At 72.3% G+C, this 20,312-nt stretch carries 18 protein-coding genes; 9 read left to right on the forward strand and 9 right to left on the reverse strand.

Annotation, left to right across the window (positions count from 1 at the left end; all coding sequences use genetic code 11):
• Positions 1 to 84: 84 nt before the first annotated feature.
• Positions 85 to 1,074: a LacI family DNA-binding transcriptional regulator gene (locus IEZ25_RS15590; RefSeq protein WP_191200366.1), complete on the reverse strand. Its 990-nt coding sequence runs from the start codon at positions 1,072 to 1,074 to the stop codon at positions 85 to 87.
• Positions 1,075 to 1,159: 85 nt separating this feature from the next.
• On the opposite strand from IEZ25_RS15590, the gene IEZ25_RS15595 reads away from it, so the two are divergent.
• Both IEZ25_RS15595 and IEZ25_RS15600 read left to right on the forward strand, forming a co-directional pair.
• Complete coding sequence (locus IEZ25_RS15595) at positions 1,160 to 2,329, forward strand: MFS transporter (protein ID WP_191200526.1); 1,170 nt, start codon at positions 1,160 to 1,162, stop codon at positions 2,327 to 2,329.
• A 9-nt stretch (positions 2,330 to 2,338) separates the two neighbouring features.
• A complete protein-coding gene (locus IEZ25_RS15600) occupies positions 2,339 to 2,914 on the forward strand; it encodes a hypothetical protein (RefSeq protein ID WP_191200367.1) in 576 nt (191 codons plus the stop codon).
• A gap of 10 nt (positions 2,915 to 2,924) precedes the next feature.
• On the opposite strand, the gene IEZ25_RS15605 is transcribed toward IEZ25_RS15600, so the two are convergent.
• From IEZ25_RS15605 to IEZ25_RS15615, 3 genes are all read right to left on the reverse strand, one after another.
• Positions 2,925 to 3,737 (reverse strand): ArsR/SmtB family transcription factor, encoded by an 813-nt coding sequence (locus tag IEZ25_RS15605; protein ID WP_191200368.1) that lies wholly within the window; start codon positions 3,735 to 3,737, stop codon positions 2,925 to 2,927.
• Between the two features lie 38 nt (positions 3,738 to 3,775).
• A complete protein-coding gene (locus IEZ25_RS15610) occupies positions 3,776 to 6,928 on the reverse strand; it encodes a DEAD/DEAH box helicase (protein ID WP_191200369.1) in 3,153 nt (1,050 codons plus the stop codon).
• Between the two features lie 70 nt (positions 6,929 to 6,998).
• On the reverse strand, positions 6,999 to 7,583 hold the full coding sequence (locus IEZ25_RS15615) for a cob(I)yrinic acid a,c-diamide adenosyltransferase (RefSeq protein ID WP_191200370.1): 585 nt from the start codon (positions 7,581 to 7,583) through the stop codon (positions 6,999 to 7,001).
• Between the two features lie 132 nt (positions 7,584 to 7,715).
• Here IEZ25_RS15615 and IEZ25_RS15620 point away from each other — a divergent pair, with 132 nt between their 5' ends.
• From IEZ25_RS15620 to IEZ25_RS15640, 5 genes are all read left to right on the forward strand, one after another.
• Positions 7,716 to 8,024 carry an STAS domain-containing protein gene (locus IEZ25_RS15620; RefSeq protein ID WP_191200371.1) on the forward strand — a complete coding sequence of 103 codons (309 nt, stop codon included), beginning with the start codon at positions 7,716 to 7,718 and terminating at the stop codon, positions 8,022 to 8,024.
• 89 nt (positions 8,025 to 8,113) lie between these two features.
• A complete protein-coding gene (locus tag IEZ25_RS15625) occupies positions 8,114 to 10,144 on the forward strand; it encodes a protein meaA (protein ID WP_191200372.1) in 2,031 nt (676 codons plus the stop codon).
• Positions 10,145 to 10,176: 32 nt separating this feature from the next.
• Positions 10,177 to 11,106 carry an FAD-dependent oxidoreductase gene (locus tag IEZ25_RS15630; RefSeq protein ID WP_191200373.1) on the forward strand — a complete coding sequence of 310 codons (930 nt, stop codon included), beginning with the start codon at positions 10,177 to 10,179 and terminating at the stop codon, positions 11,104 to 11,106.
• Entirely contained in the window at positions 11,099 to 11,713 is a 615-nt protein-coding gene (locus IEZ25_RS15635) for a histidine phosphatase family protein (RefSeq protein WP_191200374.1), read from the forward strand. Before IEZ25_RS15630 ends, IEZ25_RS15635 begins: the two co-directional genes overlap by 8 nt.
• A gap of 43 nt (positions 11,714 to 11,756) precedes the next feature.
• Positions 11,757 to 11,981, forward strand: coding sequence for a hypothetical protein (locus IEZ25_RS15640; protein ID WP_191200536.1), 225 nt, complete (start codon positions 11,757 to 11,759; stop codon positions 11,979 to 11,981).
• Between the two features lie 119 nt (positions 11,982 to 12,100).
• Here the strand turns inward: IEZ25_RS15640 and IEZ25_RS15645 are convergent, their stop codons facing one another.
• From IEZ25_RS15645 to nucS, 3 genes are all read right to left on the reverse strand, one after another.
• Positions 12,101 to 12,550: a DUF952 domain-containing protein gene (locus IEZ25_RS15645; RefSeq protein ID WP_318152265.1), complete on the reverse strand. Its 450-nt coding sequence runs from the start codon at positions 12,548 to 12,550 to the stop codon at positions 12,101 to 12,103.
• Between the two features lie 38 nt (positions 12,551 to 12,588).
• Positions 12,589 to 13,383, reverse strand: coding sequence for a chitinase (locus IEZ25_RS15650; RefSeq protein WP_191200375.1), 795 nt, complete (start codon positions 13,381 to 13,383; stop codon positions 12,589 to 12,591).
• 128 nt (positions 13,384 to 13,511) lie between these two features.
• On the reverse strand, positions 13,512 to 14,198 hold the full coding sequence (gene nucS, locus IEZ25_RS15655) for an endonuclease NucS (protein ID WP_191200376.1): 687 nt from the start codon (positions 14,196 to 14,198) through the stop codon (positions 13,512 to 13,514).
• 24 nt (positions 14,199 to 14,222) lie between these two features.
• On the opposite strand from nucS, the gene IEZ25_RS21560 reads away from it, so the two are divergent.
• Entirely contained in the window at positions 14,223 to 15,317 is a 1,095-nt protein-coding gene (locus tag IEZ25_RS21560) for a GNAT family N-acetyltransferase (RefSeq protein ID WP_318152266.1), read from the forward strand.
• A gap of 68 nt (positions 15,318 to 15,385) precedes the next feature.
• Positions 15,386 to 17,191, forward strand: coding sequence for a 3-hydroxyacyl-CoA dehydrogenase family protein (locus IEZ25_RS15670; RefSeq protein ID WP_191200377.1), 1,806 nt, complete (start codon positions 15,386 to 15,388; stop codon positions 17,189 to 17,191).
• Between the two features lie 7 nt (positions 17,192 to 17,198).
• Here IEZ25_RS15670 and IEZ25_RS15675 read toward each other — a convergent pair whose 3' ends face one another.
• Together IEZ25_RS15675 and IEZ25_RS15680 are read right to left on the reverse strand one after the other, a co-directional pair.
• A complete protein-coding gene (locus IEZ25_RS15675) occupies positions 17,199 to 17,660 on the reverse strand; it encodes a VOC family protein (RefSeq protein ID WP_191200378.1) in 462 nt (153 codons plus the stop codon).
• A gap of 55 nt (positions 17,661 to 17,715) precedes the next feature.
• A complete protein-coding gene (locus IEZ25_RS15680; RefSeq protein ID WP_191200379.1) occupies positions 17,716 to 20,136 on the reverse strand; it encodes a LuxR C-terminal-related transcriptional regulator in 2,421 nt (806 codons plus the stop codon).
• Positions 20,137 to 20,312: the final 176 nt, after the last annotated feature.

Consider the following 20,312-nt stretch of genomic DNA (forward strand, 5'->3'; position numbering starts at 1 on the left):
GGGCGATCGCTCGGACACGTGTCTGCGGTCTCGCCCGCGCGATGATGAGCGGGGGGCGATTGCTCGGACACGTGTGAGTGCTTGTCAGGTGGAGACCCGGCCGGTCGAGGCGCCCACGTGGAGCGTCACCGGGAGCACCACGTCGTCCACGGCCTCGCCCTCGATGCGGTGCAGGGCAGCCGTCGCGGTGGCGCGGCCCTTCTCGGCGAAGGGCTGGACGACGGTCGTGAGCTCCAGGTCGAGCCAGGGCGTGGGCACACCGTCGAACCCGGCGACGCTCAGGTCGTCGGGCACGGTGAGCCCGCGCCGTCGCGCCTCGATCACCACGGCCGCCGCCTGCACGTCGCTCTGGCACACGACGGCGGTGACGTCGGTCGGCTCGGAGAGGAAGGCCGACGTGAGCTCCTGGGCAGCGGTCAGGTCGCTCACGCACCGGCCGATCCTCACCGCGTCGGGGAACACCTCGCGCAGGCCCGCCTCGCGCTCGCGCTGCGGGTGAGACTCCTGCAGCGTCAAGGTGGCGACCCGTCGGTGACCGAGGTCGTGGAGGTGGGTGGCCACCTCGGCGGCGCCACGGCGGTGGTCGATGTCGATGAACGTCGCGCCGGGCCAGGCGGGGCCCTCGACGACGACGAGCGGCACGCCGCGTGCCACCAGGTCGTCGTACGCCGCCCAGGTCTCCTGGCCGCAGATCTGGTAGATCACCGCGTCGAGGGGGAGCCGGGCGTGCTCGGCGCTGTCGCCCATCAGGAGCAGGCCCAGGCCCTCGTCCTCGAGGACCTGCGAGACCGCGTCCATCATCGGCAGCGCCGCCGGGTCGCGGAACGCCGTGCTCAGCGGGCCGACCGCGATGCCGACCACACCGCTGCGGCCCTGGCGCAGGTTGCGCGCGAGCGGGTTGGGTCCGGTGTAGCCGAGGGACCCGGCCGCCGACAGCACCCTCCCGCGGGTCGCCTCCGAGACCGGCTTGTTGCCGGAGAAGGCGAGGGACGCCGTCGAGAGCGAGACCCCTGCGGCTGCCGCGACGTCGGCCAGCGTCGGGGTGCGACTGGGCTGACGGATTGGACCGGACACAGGGGAGAGGCTACCATCGAATCGATTCGATCGAAACGTTTCGCCTGCCGGGGCGAGACCGTCCGCAAGGAGTGCCGTGGCCACCATGACCGCCGCCCGCAACGCCGTGGGGCTGTCGTTCTTCCTCAACGGCCTGGTCTTCGCCAGCTGGGTGTCGAGGATCCCGGAGGTGCGGTCGAGCTTCGAGCTGAGCAACGGCCAGCTCGGCCTGGTCCTGCTGAGCATCGCGGTCGGTTCGGTCGTCGCCCTGCCGACGACGGGCGCGCTGATCAACGCCTGGGGCACCGTGCGCATCGTGCGCGTCGGTGCCGCCGCGGCCACGCTCGGCATGCTGACCGCTGCGCTCGGACTCGGCCACGTCCTGCCGCTGACGGTGGCGGGCCTGCTGGTCTACGGCCTCGGCATCGGGGTGTGGGACGTCGCGATGAACGTCGAGGGTGCCGAGGTCGAGCGCGGCCTCGCGCGCACGATCATGCCGCGCTTCCACGCCGGCTTCAGCGGCGGCACCGTCGTCGGTGCGTTGCTCGGCGTGCTCCTGATCGAGCTCGGTGTTCCGGCGTCGGCGCACCTCATCGGCATCGTCGCTCTCGCCGTCGTCCTGGTCTGGACGACCTCGCCCTCGTTCTTGCCGGTGGCCGAGGCGCACGAGGAGCAGAAGGTCTCCGCCGCCCGGGCCTGGCTCGAGCCTCGCACCCTGATGATCGGCGTGATGGTGCTGGCGCTCGCGATGACCGAGGGCACCGCCAACGACTGGCTCGCCGTCGCCCTGGTCGACGGGCACGACGTCTCGCACGCGCAGGGGGTCGCCGGGTTCGCGGTCTTCGTGCTGGCCATGACCGCGGGCAGGTTCGCCGGCACGGGCCTCATCGACCGGTTCGGGCGGGTCACGGTGCTGTGGGCGACGATGGCGCTGGCCGGCGCCGGCGTGCTCCTGATCGTCTTCGCCGAGCAGCCCGTGCTCGTCGTGACCGGCATCGTGCTGTGGGGTGTGGGCGCCTCGCTCGGCTTCCCGGTCGGCATGAGCGCCGCTGCGGACGACCCGGTGCGCGCCGCGTCGCGGGTGAGCGTGGTCTCGACGATCGGCTACGCCGCGTTCCTGGCCGGCCCGCCGTTCCTCGGCTTCGTCGGTGACGAGGTCGGCACCCTCAAGGCGCTGCTGGTGGTCGCCGTGCTGCTGATGCCGGCGGCGCTGGTGGTGCCGTCCGCCCGGGAGCAGGGTGCGCGGAAGACGGTCGCAGGACACGCCGCGGGTTAGCGTCACAGGGTGACCACCTCGCGACGAGCCGTCCTCTGCGCACTGCCCGCCCTCGTGCTCGCGGTCGCCGGGTTGTTCCACCCGCACTCGCTGACCCACGCCTCGGCGCCGCGCTGGACGATGCTGCACGTCGCCGGGCTGTTCGTCTTCCCGCTGGTCGGGGTGGCCCTCGCGGCGCTCGTGCGCGGACGGCGGGATCCCGTGGCGTGGTGCGTGGTCCTGACGGCGTACGTCTACGCGACGGCGTACTCCGCACTCGACGTGATCAGCGGGATCGGGGCCGGCTACGTCACCTGGCGGCTGGGGGAGGGTGCTGCGAGGCCCGACGAGGTGCGCTTCCTCTTCGTCATCGGCGGACGGCTCGGCGAGGTGGGCTCGCTGGCGCTGATCGCGTGCGCCGTCGTCGTCGCGGCCGATGCGATCCGACGTCTGGGCATCGCCGCGGCTCCCGGGCTCCTGCTGGTGCCCGGCGCCCTCCTTGTGCACGTCGGGCACATCTTTGCCCCGACCGGCGTCGCGGGGATGGCGATGATCGGGCTGGCGACCGGATGGCTCGCGTGGTGCGCACGTCCCGACCGGGTGTGAGGCCCGCGCGTCAGGTCCGGGAGTACATCAGGGAGCCGGGGGTGTCGAGGCTGTCGCCCGTCTCGAGCAGGGTCTTCAGGCCGGACAGGATCATCGGCCAGCCGCCGTAGAGCTCGGGGTTGGCCTGGTCGGGCAGGCCGTCGTGGATGACGGTCAGTCGGCACGACGTGCCGACGGGCACGATCTGCCAGGTGACCCGCGTGGTGCCCTGGGCCTTCACCTCGTCGCTCCAGAGCGCGTCGAAGCTCTGCACGAGCAGGCGCGGCGGATCGACCTCGATGTTGGTGCCCGACGAGATGTCGACGACTCCGGGGACCCCGGCGGTGTAGTCGGAACCGGGGGTCCAGTCGCTCGAGGTCTGCACGCCGAAGCTGTAGATCGCCCGCTGCTGCGGGTCGGTGATGGCCTCCCACAGCCGCTCGGGCGTGGTCTTGATGTAGACCTCGAACACGGCGGTGCCGGCGGCGACGGGGGCGGTGCCCTCGTGCCAGGAGACGGTCTTCACGTCACTCATGTCCTCATCCTCCAGATAGCTCTTGAGCCCGCTGAGCGTGGCCGCCCAGGGCTCGGCGTACTTGCTCACCCACCGGTCGTGGACGAGGCGGATCGGGACGGGGTTGAGGAAGTGCAGCTTCTCGCGGCCCTGCTTGCGGGTCGTGACCACGCCGGCCTCCTCGAGCACCTTCAGGTGCTTCATGACGCCGAACCGGGTCATCGAGAGCCGCCCCTCGAGAGCTGTGAGGGTCTGGCCGTCCTCCTCGAAGAGCGCGTCCAGCAGTGCCCGACGGGTCGGGTCCGCCAGTGCCTTGAACACCTCGTCCATGGTGCGAAAATAGGTGACCAAATAGTCACATGTCAAGGTCAGTCGTCGAACAGGCTTCGGATGTCGGCAGCCGTGATGCCGGTCGCACTCGCGCCGCCGCCGTCAACCACCTTGGCGAACAGCTCGGCCTTGCGGGCCTTGAGCGCCATCACCTTCTCCTCGATGGTGTCGGTGGCCACCAGCCGGTAGACGTGCACGTGTTTGGTCTGCCCGATGCGGTGGGCGCGGTCGACGGCCTGCGCCTCCGCGGCCGGGTTCCACCAGGGGTCGAGCAGGAAGACGTAGTCGGCCTCGGTGAGGGTGAGCCCGGTGCCGCCGGCCTTGAGGCTGATCAGGAAGACCGGCGCCTCCCCGGCGCGGAACGCCTCGATCACCGCGTCGCGGTCACGGGTCGTGCCGTCGAGGTAGACGGTCGCGATGCCCTCCTCGGTCAGGCGGTCACGCACCCGGCGCAGGAAGCTCGTGAAGGTGCTGAACACCAGCGCACGGTGGCCCTCCGCGGTGATCTCGGCCAGGTGCTCGGTGAGCAGGTCGGTCTTCGCCGAGCCGACCTGCAGGTGGTCACCGTCGACGAGGGCCGGGTCGAGGGCGAGCTGGCGCAGTCGCGTCAGCGCGCTGAAGATCGCGACCCGGTTGCGGTCGAAGTCCTCGACGAGCCCGAGGATCTTCTGTCGCTCCTTGGCCAGGTGGGTGTCGTAGATCCGGCGGTGGCGAGGCGCGAGGTCGACGTCGAGGACCTGCTCCTGGCGCGGTGGGAGCTCGGAGGCGACCAGGTCCTTGGTGCGGCGCAGGAGGAACGGGCGGATCCGGGTGCGCAGACGCTCCAGCGCCAGCTCGTCGCCGTCCTTCTCCACCGGCGTGACCACGACCTCCCGGAACCGCCGGGGGGTGGGGTAGAGGCCCGGCGCGGTCAGGGAGAGCAGCGACCACAGCTCCATCAGCCGGTTCTCGAAGGGGGTGCCCGTCACCGCCAGGCGGAAGTCGGCATCGATGGAGCGCGCCGCGGCGTAGGTCTTGCCCTGGTGGTTCTTCACCTGCTGCGCCTCGTCGAGGACCAGGCCACCCCACCGGCGGGCGGTGAGCTGGTCGCGCTCGAGGCGGAGCATGGCGTAGGTGGTGACCACGACGTCGTGGGACGCGGCGATCGCCGCCACGTCGTCGGTGCGGCGGCGTACGACGCCCACGCGCAGGCCGGGGGTGTGGGTGATCGCCTGCTGGCGCCACGCGGACACGACGCTCGTCGGTGCGACCACCAGGAACGGGTCCGCGGCGCCGCCGGCCCGGGCGTGCTGCACGAGCGCCAGGACCTGCAGCGTCTTGCCGAGCCCCATGTCATCGGCGAGGATCCCGCCCAGCCCGTGCTCGTGGAGGAACGCCAGCCACCAGAACCCGTCGAGCTGGTAGGGGCGCAGGGAGGTGACCAGGCCGACGGGGTCGGGCCGGGGCAGGTCGGTCAGGTCGCGCAGGGCGGTCGCGCGCTCGACCCAGGTGGCGGCCTGTCCGTCGACCACCCCGAGCTCGCCCAGCTCGGCCCACACGCCGAGGTCCGACGTGCCGACGCTGAGGCGGTCGCCGTCGCGCTCGCGCAGCTGGGCGGCCAGCGCCACGAGCTCGTGGAGCCGGGTGAACTCCGCGCGGTCCAGCGAGACGTAGAGCCCGCTGGGCAGGACCAGGAACTCCTCGCCGCGCGTGACCGCCGCCAGCACGGCGGGCAGCGGCACCTGCTCGCCGTCGACGCTGACCTGCACCTCCAGGTCGAGCCAGTCGGTGTGGTCGGGCTGCACCTCGGCGAGCGTGAACGCGACCTCGGGGTCGGAGGTCGACTCCCGGAAGTCGGGGGGCGCGACCTCCTCGACGTCGACGTCGTCGAGCGTGCGGAGGTGGGGGAGGTCGTGCAGGGCCAGGGCGAGCGCGTCCCCTCCGGCGACGGACGTGCTCTCCAGCAGGGCGGCCGGCACGGGTGCCGCGACCTCGCGCTCCCGGTCGAGGTCGCGGAGTCCACCCAGCACGTCGGTGGCGGTGAGGGGGCAGCGCTGGTCGCCGTAGGCCCACCTCCACCCGAGGTCGGCGAGCGTCGAGGAGCGCCACGTGACGACGAGCTCGAGCCGCGGCCGGACCGGGGGCGGCAGCTCCAGCGAGCCGTCGGACGACTCCACCCGCACCCGGCGGGTCAGCGGCGCGACGGCCTCCACGAACGCCTCGCGGTCCTCGGCCTCGGCGACGACCGGGCTCCCGAGCACCAGCTCCAGCACGGACTCCGGACACGGCTCGGACAGCTCCGCCAGCAGCACGTGGTCGCCGTCCACGAGTGCCACGGAGGTGACCGGACGGCCGATCGGGACGACGGTGTCACCGCGGCTGCGACGCTCGCCGAGGCGGATCCAGGCGGCGAGGGTCGGCAGTCCGTCGACCTCGCTGAGGTCCACCACGACCTCGGCCGGCCCGGCGCTGAGCTCGACCGAGGTGATCCCGGCACCGGCGACGAGGGTGACCCCGGCCGCCACCGCTGACCGGAGCGCCGGCACCAGCCGGTCGCCGTAGTCGTCGAGCATCGGAGCCGCTCCCGCCACCAGGTAGGTGTGGCGGGAGACCAGCCCGCGGTGCAGCACCTGCAGCGCCTCGGCCTGCGCGGGCACGAACCGCGACGTCGCGACGGGGCCGGTGAGGTCGCTCCACTCCGCGCCGCTGCGCGCCCAGCCCCGCCGGGCGCCGGGCCGGACCGGCCGCATGGTCAGGTCGCCGGCGGCCCCGCGCGACCACCGGGTGGCGGGTCGCCGGACGAGCTCCAGGCCCAGGCGCTGGCCGGCGAGCGTGGCCCGCGCCCGCGCCTCGAGCTCGTCGCCGAGGCGGTCGAGCCGTCGGCGCCACGGCGACGCCCCGGCCGGCTCGTCGGTGGTGGCGCCGCGCAGGCGGTGGGCCACGGCGGCGCCGTGCTTGCACATCCGTGCGACGGGGCACGTGCACGCGCTGAACACCCAGTCGTCCTCGACGTCGACCTCCGCGTGGAACTGCACGTGGTAGGGCTGCGGAGCGGTGCCGCGGACCAGGGCGGTGGCCGTGAGGCTGCCGTCGGTCTCGTGGACCACGTCGAGCTCCTCCACCGCGTCGGCGTAGTCCCGGGCGCGGACCAGCGTCCCGGCGTCGAAGAACCCGCTCAGGTAGGCGTCGGTGAGTGCGTGTCGGATGTCCATGCCGCGCCCATCGTGGCACCCGACGCCGACAGCCGGCGGGCGTCCTCCACAGGCGTGGCGGGTGTCGGTGTCAGCGCTCGCCGCCGGGCACCCAGAGCACGTCGCCGTCGGCGCGGTTCGCGTGACGGGCGAGGATGAAGAGGAGGTCGGAGAGCCGGTTGAGGTAGGTGATCGCGAGCAGGTTCATCGAGTCCTCGTGCTCGGCCCACGCCGCCCACCCGGCCCGCTCGGCACGGCGCACGACGGTGCGCGCGACGTGGAGGTGGGCGCCACCCAGGGTGCCGCCGTTGAGGATGAAGGAGCGCAGCGCCGGCAGCTCCTCGTTGTAGTGGTCGCACCACGCCTCGAGCCGGTCCACGTAGTCCTGCTCGACGCGCAGCGGCGGGTACTTCGGGTCCGGGACGACGGGGGTGGAGAAGTCGGCGCCGACGTCGAAGAGGTCGTTCTGCACGCGGGTGAGCACCGCGACGACGTCGTCGTCGAGGCTCCCGTCGACCGCCGCATGGGCCAGGGCGACGCCGATGTGGGCGTTGCCCTCGTCGACGCACGCGTAGGCCTCGAGCCGCAGGTCGGTCTTCGAGGTCTCGCTCATGTCGCCGAGCCGGGTCCGACCGGCGTCGCCGGTACGGGTGTAGATGCGCGTCAGGTTGACCATGCTCGGAGCCTACTGGCGAGGACTCGCCGGAAAAGATGAGGCGTGGATGCAACCGTTCGGGGTACAACAACGTCAGTAGGAGTGACAGCAGTCACGCTCGCGGCGTCGGGGGACGTCGGGAAGGGGCACCCGGTGGACATCATCTCGGACGGTCACACCCTGGTCCTGCAGGGCTCCTTCGACGTGCGCAGCACGTGGGAGGTCCGCAACGCGATCTACGAGCGCCTCGAGGCGTTCGACGACGACGTCGTCATCGACATGACCGACGTGACCACCATCGACGCCACCGCCCTGCGCCTGCTCGCCGTCGCCACGCGCGCCGCCTGGCTCTCGGGGCACCACCTCACGGTCCGCAACCCCGGTCCCGCCGTGCGCCGGATGGCCCACCTGACGCGGCTGGCGCACGCGATCGAGGTCGAGCGGGTCGCCGCCACCGCCTGAGGACGGGCGCGCGTCCAGTGGTCGACCCTGAGGTTGTTGTCACACCTCGCACCGGTGACTGATCGTTAACCGCGTCCTACATTGACCCCATGACGGATGCTCCGGCGCAGCACGACCGCCCCGCCAAGGACCGGCCCTGGGTGATGCGCACGTACGCCGGCCACTCCACGGCCGAGGCGTCCAACGCGCTCTACCGCACCAACCTGGCCAAGGGGCAGACCGGCCTCAGCGTGGCCTTCGACCTGCCCACGCAGACCGGCTACGACCCCGACAGCCCGCTCAGTAGGGGCGAGGTCGGCAAGGTCGGCGTACCCGTCCCGCACCTGGGGGAGATGCGCAAGCTGTTCGACGGCATCCCGCTCACCGAGATGAACACCTCGATGACGATCAACGCGGTCGCGATGTGGATGCTGGCGATGTACCAGGTCGTCGCCGAGGAGCAGGCTGGAGCCGTTCCGGGGGGCGACGTCGCCCCCGAGGAGGTCGCCGCCCAGCTGGCCGGGACCACCCAGAACGACATCATCAAGGAGTACCTCTCGCGCGGGACGTACGCCTTCCCGCCCGAGGCGTCGATGCGGCTGATCGCCGACATGATCGCCTACACGGTGCACCAGATCCCGAAGTGGAACCCGATCAACATCTGCAGCTATCACCTGCAGGAGGCCGGGGCGACGCCGACGCAGGAGCTCGCCTACGCGCTGAGCACCGCGATCGCCGTGCTCGACCAGGTCAAGGACGCCGGCCAGGTCTCCGACGACGACTTCGAGAAGGTCGTCGGCCGGATCTCGTTCTTCGTCAACGCCGGCGTCCGCTTCGTGGAGGAGACCTGCAAGATGCGGGCCTTCGTCCGGCTCTGGGACGAGATCACCGCCGAGCGCTACGGCGTCCAGGACGAGAAGATGCGCCGCTTCCGCTACGGCGTGCAGGTGAACTCGCTCGGGCTCACCGAGGCCCAGCCGGAGAACAACGTCCAGCGCATCGTGCTGGAGATGCTCGGCGTGACGTTGTCGAAGAACGCCCGGGCCCGCGCGCTCCAGCTGCCGGCGTGGAACGAGGCCCTCGGCCTCCCGCGACCGTGGGACCAGCAGTGGTCGCTGCGCCTGCAGCAGGTCCTCGCCTTCGAGTCCGACCTGCTGGAGTACGACGACATCTTCGACGGCTCGCACGTGATCGAGGCCAAGGTCGCCGAGCTGGTCGAGGGTGCGCGGGCCGAGATCGACCGGGTGCAGGCGATGGGCGGTGCGATCGCGGCCGTCGACTACATGAAGTCCGAGCTGGTCTCCTCCCACGCCGCTCGCCGGGCCCGCATCGAGTCGGGCGAGGAGGTCATCGTCGGCGTCAACGCCTACGAGACGACCGAGCCCTCTCCGCTCACCGCCGACCTGGACGGCGCGATCATGGCCGCCGACCCCGAGGCGGAGCGGACCGCGCGCACCAGCGTCGAGGCCTGGAAGGCGCAGCGTGACGAGACCGAGGTCGGCGCGGCGCTCGAGGCGCTGGCCGCGGCCGCGAAGACCGACGCCAACCTGATGGCCCCGACCCTCGTCGCGGCTCGCGCCGGCGCGACGACGGGGGAGTGGGCAGCCACCCTGCGCGGCGTCTTCGGGGAGTACCGCGGCCCGACGGGGGTCGCCGGGGCCGTGGTCGCCGAGGCCGGCGCCGAGCTCGCGGCCGTCCGCGAGCGCGTCCGGGCCACCGGTGAGGAGCTCGGCGGGCGGCTGCGGCTGCTGGTCGGCAAGCCGGGCCTCGACGGGCACTCCAACGGTGCCGAGCAGGTCGCGGTCCGGGCCCGCGACGCCGGCTTCGAGGTGATCTACCAGGGCATCCGGCTCACCCCTGACCAGATCGTCGCCGCGGCCGTCGCCGAGGACGTGCACTGCATCGGCCTCTCGATCCTGTCCGGCTCGCACATGGAGCTGGTGCCCGACGTGCTCGACGGGCTGCGCGAGGCAGGCATCGAGGACGTGCCGGTCATCGTCGGCGGGATCATCCCCGACTCCGACGGCAAGCGGCTGCGCGAGCTCGGCGTCGCCGCGGTCTACACGCCCAAGGACTACGGCCTCACCCAGATCATGGACGGCATCGTCGACGTGATCCGCTCGGCCAACGATCTGGACTGAGCCGAGTCGGCGGGACTGGCACACTGCAGCCCATGTCCTCCAGTGCACGACGCGTGATCGTGGTCGGCGCCGGCGTGGTCGGCCTGACGTGCGCGGTGCGCCTGCTCGAGGCGGGGCACCGGGTCGACGTGGTCGCCCGCGACCTGCCGCTCGAGACCACCTCCGCGGTCGCGGCGGCGCTCTGGTACCCCTACCGGGCACTGCCCGAGGACCGCGTGACCGCGTGGTCCGCGACGTCGTACGCCGCGCTGGAGCAGCTGGCCGCCGACGAGGCCTCCGGCGTCCGGATGCTCACCGGCACCGAGGTCCTGGCCGACCCGCAGCCAGACCCGTGGTGGCGCGACGCGGTGCCTGAGCTCGACCGGGAGACCTCGCTGCCGCCGGGGTACGCCGACGGCTGGACGTTCGTCAGCCCGGTGCTCGACATGCCGGTCCACCTGCGCTGGCTCGTCGCCCGGATCGAGGAGCTGGGCGGCACGCTCACCCGGATGAACCTCTCCGCGCTGCCCGACGACGGCAGCCTGGTCGTCAACGCGACCGGACTCGGGGCGCGCCACTTCGGTGCCGACCCGTCGGTCACGCCCGTGCGCGGCCAGGTCGTGGTGCTCGAGCAGGTCGGGCTCGAGCGCTGGACCCTCGACAGCGGCGCGGGCGGTGGCGGCCCGATCTACGTCGTGCCGCGCGGATCCGAGATCGTGGTCGGCGGGACGGACGTCGAGGGGGAGTGGAGCCGTACGCCCGATCCCGCCGTCGCCGACGAGATCCTGCACCGGGCGACCGCGCTCGTGCCCGAGATCGAGGGAGCTCGGGTGGTGCGGCACAAGGTGGGACTGCGACCGGCGCGGCCGTCGGTCCGGCTGGAGCGGGTGGGCGAGGTGATCCACTGCTACGGCCACGGCGGCGCCGGGGTCACGATGGCGTGGGGGTGTGCCGACGACGTCGCGGACCTGGCCGGTGGCTGACCTGCAGTGTGCGGCGCGCGTGCTCGTGGCGCGGCACGGTGCAGCCGACTACGAGACCGAGCTGCTCAGCGACGACGGCGGCTGGCTCAGCACGGTGGGCAGGGAGCAGTCGCGCGAGCTGGGGACGTCGGTCGCCGGAGAGCGGATCGCCGCGGTGTGGTGCAGCTCGATGTCCCGGGCGGTGCAGACGGCCGAGATCGCGGCCGGCGTCCTGGGCGTCGCCGTCGTCGTGCGCGAGGGCCTGCGCGAGATCAGCGTCGGTGACCATGCGGGTGAGACGGGTGACCCCGACCCGTTTCGCGCGGCGTTCGGCTCGTGGCTCGCCGGCGACCTCGAGGCCCGGATCCGTGGCGGCGAGAGCGGCGCGGAGGTGGTCGGCCGGGTGGCCCGGGTGCTCGACGAGATCGCCGACACGCATCGAGGGGAGGCCGTGCTGGTGATCAGCCACGGCGGCGCGATCTGCTCGGCCGTACCGATGCTGGCGACGAATCTGGTGCCGGACCACGCGCTCGACCAGCCGCTCGGCAACTGCGCGGTGGTGGCGCTCGAGGGTCATGAGGGCGGTTGGGTCGCGCGCTCGTGGGCCGGCGCCGATCTCGACCGGTGACGAACAGGTAAGCCTTGCCTAACCGTCGTGTACGCTGCCGGTCGTGGGATCCAAGAGTGCTGCGAAGAAGGGCAAGGCGAAGGTCGCCAAGCTGCCCAAGAAGAAGTGCTGCGTCTCCACCACCCGCTGCAAGCGCTGCCCCATCCGGATGCTCAAGGAGGGCACGCTGCCCTCGGGCTACACCGTGAAGAAGCGCAGGCTGGTGAAGGTCGAGGTCACGACCGGCTCGAAGAAGTCCGGCAAGAAGGGTGCCACGAAGGCTGCTTGAGCCCGGCCCGGCCACGTCCTGGGCGGTGGTCGTCCGTAGGACCGACCGCGCACCATGACGTCACGACGTAGCGTCATGGCGGTCGGTTGCTCGGACGCCCCGTGGCCATGACGTCCCGGTCAGCGCTGGAGAGCGACGGCCCACAGCACGGCCGCGATGACCAGCATGACGGCCAGCGCGATGCCCATGCGGCGGGCCATCCCCTTGATCCACAGCGACATCACCGTCTCGGGCTGCCCGGTGCGGCTCAGCGGCACGGCATCGACCACCGCCCGCGGCTCGATGGGCCCGTAGACGTGCGGATAGGTGTCGTCGCCCACCGGGTCCATCCGCACCTCCGACGTGAGCCGGGTCGGGTCGATCGTGAGCAGCACCAGGTCCTCGGCCAGTGACCGGTAGTAGCGCTCGAACACGCCCGGCACCTGGTCACGCCTGCTGGCGTGGATGAAGCCCTCCTCCTCGAGCGTCCGACCGACGGTCGAGGTGGCGTAGGTGCCGGTGCCGAGCGCGGTCCTCCACTCGGAGGCCGTGGCGATGTGGAAGATGCGCTCGGGCACGGCGTTGCTCACCGGGCGAGACTAGCGCCCGCCCCGACCAGTCCGGGACCTCAGCAGTAGAGGTTGCCGCCCGGGTCGACGCCGAGGATCTGGGCGAACCGGAGGTAGGTGTCGACGCGGCTCTGGACCTGGCCGGGGTTGCCGCCGTCGCACTCGAGGGACCCGTTGATGCTGCGGATCGTGCCGCCGAACCCCTGGGCGCTGATGGCGTCGTGGGCAGGCATGTTGTTGGGTCCGGACTGCGTCATCCAGTACCAGACGCCGGTCTGCCAGGCGACGGACGCGTCGTTCTTGACCAGGTCGGGGTTGTTGAGCAGGTCGATGCCGAGCGCGTCGCCGGCGGCCTTGTAGTTGAAGTTCCAGCTCAGCTGGATCGGCCCGCGACCGTGGTACGCCGATTGGCCGGCGGGGCAGCCGTAGGGCTGGGTGGTGTCGCAGTAGAGCGGCCAGTTGGACTGGTCGATCTCCTCGACGTAGCGCAGCTGACCCGACTCGTGGTCGATGTTGGCGAGGAACGCGGCCGCCTCGCGGAGGCGCTGGGTGTCGTCGCCGGTGCCGGTGAAGGCGGGGAACTTCCCGGCCGCGTCGAGCAGACCGGAGTAGGTGTAGAAGGCGATGCGCGAGGGGAACATCTCGTTGAACTGGGCCTCGCTCACCGGGAACCCGGCCAGCTGCGTGCTGGCGACCGGCGCCGGGGCGGACGCCGCCCCGTCCGGAGCGGCGCTCGAGCTCGACGCTGAAGCGAGGGGTGCGGACAGGGCTGCGGCGAGGGCCAGCGCCGAGAGCACCCCGGTGCGTCGGTGCGGGCGAGAGAGGCGGGTCGTGGGTCGGTCGTGGCGTCGCATGAGCGATCTCGCTTCCGTCAGGTGGTGGACCCGAGATGGCCACCACGTCGACCGTAGCGGGGATCGAGCACGTGCGCGGGACCGATTACTGCAGAGCCCTGACGAACCCCCGGGCGGAGCGAGTGCCGTCAGAAGAGGCGGTGCTCGGCGTCGTCCATGCCGCGCAGCGCGTCGTAGTCGACGAGGGCGCACGCGATGCCGCGGTCGGTGGCCAGCACCCGGGCCTGCGGCTTGATCTCCTGCGCGGCGAAGATCCCGCGGACCGCTCCCTTGCGGGTCAGCGCGGGGTCCCGGTTGAGCAGGTCGAGGTAGCGGGTGAGCTGCTCGACGCCGTCGATCTCGCCCCGCCGCTTGATCTCCACCGCGACCGACAGGCCGCCGGCGTCGCGGCACATCAGGTCGACCGGGCCGATGGCGGTCATGAACTCGCGGCGGACGAGGGTGAGGCCTTCCGCGAGGGTCGCGGGGTGCTCGGCGAGCAGCTCCTGGAGGTGCTTCTCCACCCCGTCCTTCTGCAGGCCGGGGTCGACGCCGAGGTCGTGCGAGGTGTCGTGCAGGACCTCGTCGATGAGGATGCGCAGGGTGTCGTCGGACTTGGTCGCCGAGACCAGCCACTCCGCGCGACCGTCCTCCGCGACACCCTCGCGCACCGTGCACGGTGGCGACATCCAGTTGAGCGGCTTGTAGGAGCCGCCGTCGGAGTGGATCAGCACCGAGCCGTCCGACTTGAGCATCAGGACACGGGTGGCGAGCGGCAGATGGGCCGAGAGCCGTCCGGCGTAGTCCACCTGGCAGCGTGCGACGACGATCCTCACGACGGGCGAATCTACAGTGGCCGTGTGAGCGAGCCCGCGACCCACCACGACGTACGCCCGGCGCGTGCGCGCGACCTGCCGCTGCTGGCCGCGATCGAGGACTCCGGCGTCCCCGTGTTCGAGGCCGTCCTCGGTGACCTCGCCGGCGACCCGCTGGCGGCGCCGGCGAGCAGCGGCGAGGACCGCGCTGCCCAGCCCGGCTTCGTGCTGGTCGCGGGCGATCCGGCGGTCGGGTTCGCCCACGTGCGCTTCCTCGAGTCCCACGCGCACCTCGACCAGCTCTCGGTGCACCCCGACCACGCACGCCGGGGTGTGGGTGCCGCGCTGCTCGAGGCCGCGGCCGAACGGGCGGCCGTGAAGGGGCACGGCTCGCTCACCCTGACGACGTACGCCGACATCGCATGGAACGCGCCCTTCTACGCGCGCCACGGGTTCGTCGAGCTCGCCGACGACGAGCCGCGCACCGCCACCCAGCTCGCCATCTCCGAGGCCGAGGAGCGCCTCGGCCTGGGCCGGCACGGTCGTCGGGTCTGGATGCGCCGCGTGCTGCGCTCGCACCGCACCACCGCCGAGCTGACGGCGTTCCTGCCGGTCCTCGACTCCCGGCCCCGCGACGTCGGGGTGCTGCGCGCGGTGGTCCGACGTCCGGCCACGGGGGAGCGCGAGGTGCTGGAGGTGGGACACCTCGACGTGGCCGACGGTCTCGTCGGGGACAGCTGGGCGGCGCGCGGCAGCCGGCGTACGCCGGACGGCTCGGCGCACCCCGACATGCAGCTCAACGTGATGAGCCACCCGCTCGCGGAGTTCCTCGCCCGCGACCCCGAGCGCGAGCGGCTCGCCGGCGACCAGCTGTTCGTCGACCTCGACCTCTCCCACGACAACCTGCCGGCGTGGACCGAGCTGCGCATCGGTGGAGCCGGCGGCGCGGTGATCGTGGTGACCGACCAGCCGCACAACGGCTGCGCCAAGTTCATCGCGCGCTTCGGCAAGGACGCGATGAGCTTCGTCAACGGCCCCGCGGGCAAGCCGCGGCGCCTGCGCGGGCTCTGCGCCAAGATCGTCCGGTCGGGCTCGATCCGCCCGGGCGACGAGGTCGTGGTGGTGCGTCCGCAGGGCTGATCGCAGCGGCCCGAGACGTGACGGGTACCACATCCCAGGGGGCACGTCAGCGTGGGAGCATGCGGGACATGACTGACGCTACTCGCGAGTTCGGCACTGTCGGCGTGATCGGCCTCGGCACGATGGGCGCCGGCATCGCCGAGGTGTTCGCCCGCAACGGGCACACGGTGATCGGGGTCGAGGTCAACGTCGCCGGGGTGGACCGCGGCCGCCAGCACCTGGAGCACTCGACGGCGCGTGCGGTGAAGCGCGAGAAGATCACTGCGGCCGAGCAGGCCGAGATCCTGGGCCGGATCACGCTCACCACCGAGATGGCCGAGCTCGCGTCGGCCGACCTGGTGGTCGAGGCCGTCGTCGAGTCGCTCGAGGTCAAGAAGTCGATCTTCCGCACGCTCGACGGCATCGTCGGTCCCGACGCGGTCCTCGCGACCAACACCTCCTCGCTCAGCGTCACCGAGATCTCCACCGCCAACTCGAGTCCCGGCCGGGTGGTCGGCGTGCACTTCTTCAACCCCGCGCCCGTGCAGGACCTCGTCGAGATCATCCGCACCGTCGTGACCGAGCCCGACGTGCTGGCCGACGTGCACGCGCTCCTCGTCAGCCTCGGGAAGAATCCCGTGGTCTGCGGCGACAAGGCCGGCTTCATCGCCAACACCCTGCTCTTCGGCTACCTCAACCACGCGGTCTCGATGTACGAGGGCCGGTACGCCTCGCGCGAGGACATCGACGCCGCCATGCGCTTCGGCTGCGGCTACCCGATGGGACCGCTCGCGCTGCTCGACCTGATCGGTCTCGACACGGCCTACGAGATCCTCGACACGATGTACAAGCAGGGACGTGACCGGCTGCACGCACCGGCGCCGATCCTCAAGCAGTACGTCACGGCCGGGCTGCTGGGCCGCAAGTCGGGGCGTGGCTTCTACACCTACGAGGCCCCGGACTCGCCCGTCGTGGTCGCCGACGCCCAGACCCCCGGGGAGGACGACAAGCCGCAGCTGCGCCACGACATCTCGCTCGTGGGTGTCGTCGGCACCGGCACGATGGCCTCGGGCATCGTCGAGGTCTTCGCCAAGGCGGGCTACGACGTGCTCTTCGCCGGTCGGGGCCAGGACAAGGTCGACGGTGTGGTCGCCACGATCACCCGCAGCTTCGACAAGCAGATCCAGCGGGGCCGCGCGACCGAGGAGCAGAAGGCCGAGGTGCTGGGTCGGCTGCGCGGCACGACCTCGCTCGACGACCTCGCCGACGTCGACCTGGTCGTCGAGGCGATCGCCGAGGACCTCGCGATCAAGACGACGCTGTTCGAGAACCTCGACGAGATCTGCACGGGGGGCCGGGGCGGCACCGGCGCGATCCTGGCCACGACCACGTCGTCGCTGCCGATCATCTCGATGGCGACCGCCACCAAGCGGCCCCAGGACGTCATCGGCATGCACTTCTTCAACCCCGCCGCGATCATGAAGCTGGTCGAGGTGGTCTCGACGGTGGCGACGGACGAGTCCGTCACCGAGACCGTGCTCGCCCTCTGCGACCGGGTCGGCAAGGTGGCGGTGCGGTGCGGTGACCGGGCAGGGTTCATCGTCAACGCGCTCCTCTTCCCCTACCTCAACGACGCGGTGAAGATGCTCGAGGCGCACTACGCGACCGCCGACGACATCGACACCGCGATGAAGCAGGGCTGTGCGCTGCCGATGGGCCCCTTCGAGCTGCTCGACGTGGTCGGCAACGACGTCTCGCTGGCCATCCAGAGGGAGCTCTACCTCGAGTTCCGCGAGCCGGGCTTCGCGCCCGCTCCGCTGCTCGAGCACCTGGTCACCGCCGGCTACCTCGGTCGCAAGACCGGCCGCGGCTTCCGGGACTACAGCGCGCGCTGACGGCGCCTCAGTCCAGGCAGAACTCGTTGCCCTCGGGGTCGGCCATCACGAGGTGGCCGTGCGTCATCGGTGGCGCCGGCTCGTGCCGCGCGACGCGGGTGGCCCCGATCGCCACGAGCCGCTCGCTCTCGGCCTCGAGGGCGGCCATCCGCTCCTCGCCCTGGAGCCCGGGCGCGGCGCGCAGGTCGAGGTGGACGCGGTTCTTCGCGACCTTGTCCTCGGCCACCTGCTGGAAGAACAGTCGAGGCCCGACGCCGTCGGGGTCCTCGGCGGCCGAGGCCGAGTTCCACTGCGACTCGGGCACGCCCGCCTCACGGAGGAAGTCGTGCCACGCGTCGAACGGGTCCTGGCCGGCCGCGAGCTCGCGCCCGGGCGGCGGGGGGTTGACGTAGCCCATCGCGTCGGCCCAGAAGCGCGAGAGCCTCTCGGGGTCGTGGGCGTCGAAGGTCACCTGGATGGTCCGGCTCATGCGCTCATCCTGCCGCGACCCCCCGACAGTCGGCCCACGCGAGCGGTGGTCGCGCTCAGCGGTGATCGACGACGAGGGCCGCGAGGCGGGCGCGGGTGTTGATGTCGAGCTTGCGGTAGATGTGGGTGAGGTGGGCATCGACCGTGCGTGGTGACACGAAGAGCTCCTCGGCGATCTGCCGGCTGGTCAGTCCGTGCGCCACTCGCTCGGCGACCTGTCGCTCGGCCGCGGTCAGGGTGTCGAGCACCGACGCGGGCGCAGAGGTCGGACGCGTGAAGACGGCGGTGACGAGCCCGACCGCGTCGGCGGACAGGTCGTCGCCGTCGATCCATGCCTCGGGAGCACGGCTCGCCGCGACGACGTCGAAGTCGGCGGAGTAGCCCCATCGCACGGCCATCCGCGGGGCCCGCAGGGCGAACGCGGCCGCGGCGAGGGAACGGGCCTCGGGGAGCTCGCGCGCCCGGGCGACCGCCGCCAGACCGTCCAGGACGTCGGCCGCACGCAACGGCAGCCTCATGACGCGACAGCTGTCCAGGGCGGTGAGGTACGTCGTGGTCGCCTGGTCGAGGTCGCCGAGCTGCACGAGCGCACGACCGAGCAGCAGCCGAGCCTCGACGGCGTCGCGACCCAGGCGGGCAGAGTCGGCCAACGCCACGACGTCGGCAGCGAGGCCGGCCGCCTGGCGGGCCTCGCCGCGCAGGAGCAGGTCACGCCCGTCCTGCGCCAGCACGGGGAGACGGACCGCCCAGGGCAGCGTCTCGCGCACCACGTCGGACCCCGGCCAGGTCGGGTCGATGCCCCGCAGCAGCGTCTCGGCGAGCAGGCCGACCCGGTCCTCGGCGAGCTCGCGTGCCTCGAGCACCACGGCGCGGGCGCCCGCCACGGCCTCCGCGGTGCGGCCCTGCTCGAGGGCGATCCGCGCCAGGACCGTGCGCGCGGACAGGTCGATCCACCGCTCGTCACGTGAGATGCGCGCCGGCATCGCGTCGGCGGCGGCCTGGGTGGCCTCCGCGAAGCGACCCTGGGACGCATAGAGGTCGGCAAGGGTGCGCGTGGCCTGGCGGCTGATCGATCCCTCGGGATCGAGGCTGATCGCGCGCCGTGCCTCGCTCTCGGCACTCTCCAGGTCGCCCGCGTCGAGGTGCATCTCGGCGCGGATCGACGCGGTCTTGGCGAGCTGCTCCTCGGGGCGCGGCGCGGCGGAGGCGTGCTGGTCGGCGCGGTCGAGCAGCCACAGCCCCTCGTAGGTACCGCGCACCTCCGAGGCCGCGATGCCGGCGCGGCGGGCGACCTGGGCGCCGATGTCCGAGGGACCGTCACCGCTGGCGAGCGCGCCCTCGAGGATCTCGACCGCCTCGCGCGCCCGCATCGAGGTGTAGAGGGAGGAGAAGATCCGGTTGGCCACCGAGTAGCCCTCGGCCCGCGTCTCCGGCCGCGCGCACGCCGTCAGCACCGCGTGCCGCATGGCGGGCAGGTCTCGCAGCCATGCGGCGTCGGCGGCTCCGTAGTTGTCGTGCGCGGGTGCATGGGCCTGCGCCCAGGTGAGCAGCCCGGCGTCGACGCAGGCGCGGTCCTCGGGACGCGCCAGCGCGCGCGCCCGGCCGCGGATGGGGGAGAGCATGTCGAACTGGCCGCGCTGGTCGACCTCGAGCAGGCTGCGGCGGACCAGGTCGCCGGCGAGCTCGGCCGCCTCCGGGACAGGGACGTCGAGCACCCGGGCGAGCACCTCGAGCCCGACGGGGAAGTCGAGCACGCCGATGCGACGCAGGGCGGTCGCGCTCGCGTCGTCGAGCAGGTCGTGCGCGGAGTCGACGGCCTGGTCGAGGCTGACGGTGGACATCGCGTTGCTGAGGCCCACCAGTGCCGACTGCACGGCGACCTGCTCGATCAGCAGCGGCAGGCCACCGGTGGCGCTGAGGAGTCGGTGCACCTCGTGCGCCTGCGTCACCAGGTCGACCCGCTGTCCGCCCGCGGACCGGATCCGGCGCAGGAACAGCTCGACGGCGGGGCCCTCGAGCGGTGCCAGGACGTGCGGCACCGGCAGCGGCCCGACGCGGACGACGGACTCGTGGGGCTGACCGGCGGTCGTGCGCGCGGTCACCACCACACGCGCGTGCGTCGTCCGGTCCAGCATCGCCTGGAGCACCGGGCCGGCGCCGGTCGCGTCGAGGTCGAGCCCGTCGAGGACGAGCAGGCAGTCCTGCCCGTCGACCGCACGGCCGAGCGCCCCGCTGAGGGAGTCACCCGGCGCGGTCTCGGCGTCGAGGCTCGCCAGCGCCGCAGCGAGCACGTCGTCGAGGCCGTGCAGGCTGCGGGCGTCGACCCACGACACGGCCGCCGCACCGGCGATCGCGTGGCGCACGACGAGGGTCTTCCCGCTGCCGGGCGGCCCCACGACGGTGACCCACCGCGACTCCTCCAGGGCCTCGCCCAGCGCGCGCTGGACGTCGTCTCGACCGAGGCACGGGGACAGCACGGAATGAATCTATCCCGCGACGTAGGCCAGATAGGTAGGACTACGGATGCTGTCACCGGTGGTTTCGCGGGAGCCTTCTCGTACGCCGAGGGCGACGGGACCGCACGAGGGGATGGTCCCGCGGCCCACCGGCCGCTTCTCAGAGCAGGCCGCACACCATCGGGGGGTGGTGGGCG

The sequence above is a fragment of the Nocardioides hwasunensis genome (assembly GCF_014779665.1).
Classification (GTDB): Bacteria; Actinomycetota; Actinomycetes; order Propionibacteriales; family Nocardioidaceae; genus Nocardioides; species Nocardioides hwasunensis.

What these genes read in the sequence shown, in the direction of transcription:
- IEZ25_RS15610 (WP_191200369.1), bottom strand. Translation starts at nt 6,928, where the DNA reads ATGGACATCCGACACGCACTCACCGACGCCTACCTGAGCGGGTTCTTC.
- IEZ25_RS15675 (WP_191200378.1), bottom strand. Translation starts at nt 17,660, where the DNA reads ATGAGCCGGACCATCCAGGTGACCTTCGACGCCCACGACCCCGAGAGG.
- IEZ25_RS15650 (WP_191200375.1), bottom strand. Translation starts at nt 13,383, where the DNA reads ATGCGACGCCACGACCGACCCACGACCCGCCTCTCTCGCCCGCACCGA.
- IEZ25_RS15625 (WP_191200372.1), top strand. Translation starts at nt 8,114, where the DNA reads ATGACGGATGCTCCGGCGCAGCACGACCGCCCCGCCAAGGACCGGCCC.
- IEZ25_RS15615 (WP_191200370.1), bottom strand. Translation starts at nt 7,583, where the DNA reads ATGGTCAACCTGACGCGCATCTACACCCGTACCGGCGACGCCGGTCGG.
- IEZ25_RS15605 (WP_191200368.1), bottom strand. Translation starts at nt 3,737, where the DNA reads ATGGACGAGGTGTTCAAGGCACTGGCGGACCCGACCCGTCGGGCACTG.
- IEZ25_RS15630 (WP_191200373.1), top strand. Translation starts at nt 10,177, where the DNA reads ATGTCCTCCAGTGCACGACGCGTGATCGTGGTCGGCGCCGGCGTGGTC.
- IEZ25_RS15595 (WP_191200526.1), top strand. Translation starts at nt 1,160, where the DNA reads ATGACCGCCGCCCGCAACGCCGTGGGGCTGTCGTTCTTCCTCAACGGC.
- IEZ25_RS15670 (WP_191200377.1), top strand. Translation starts at nt 15,386, where the DNA reads ATGACTGACGCTACTCGCGAGTTCGGCACTGTCGGCGTGATCGGCCTC.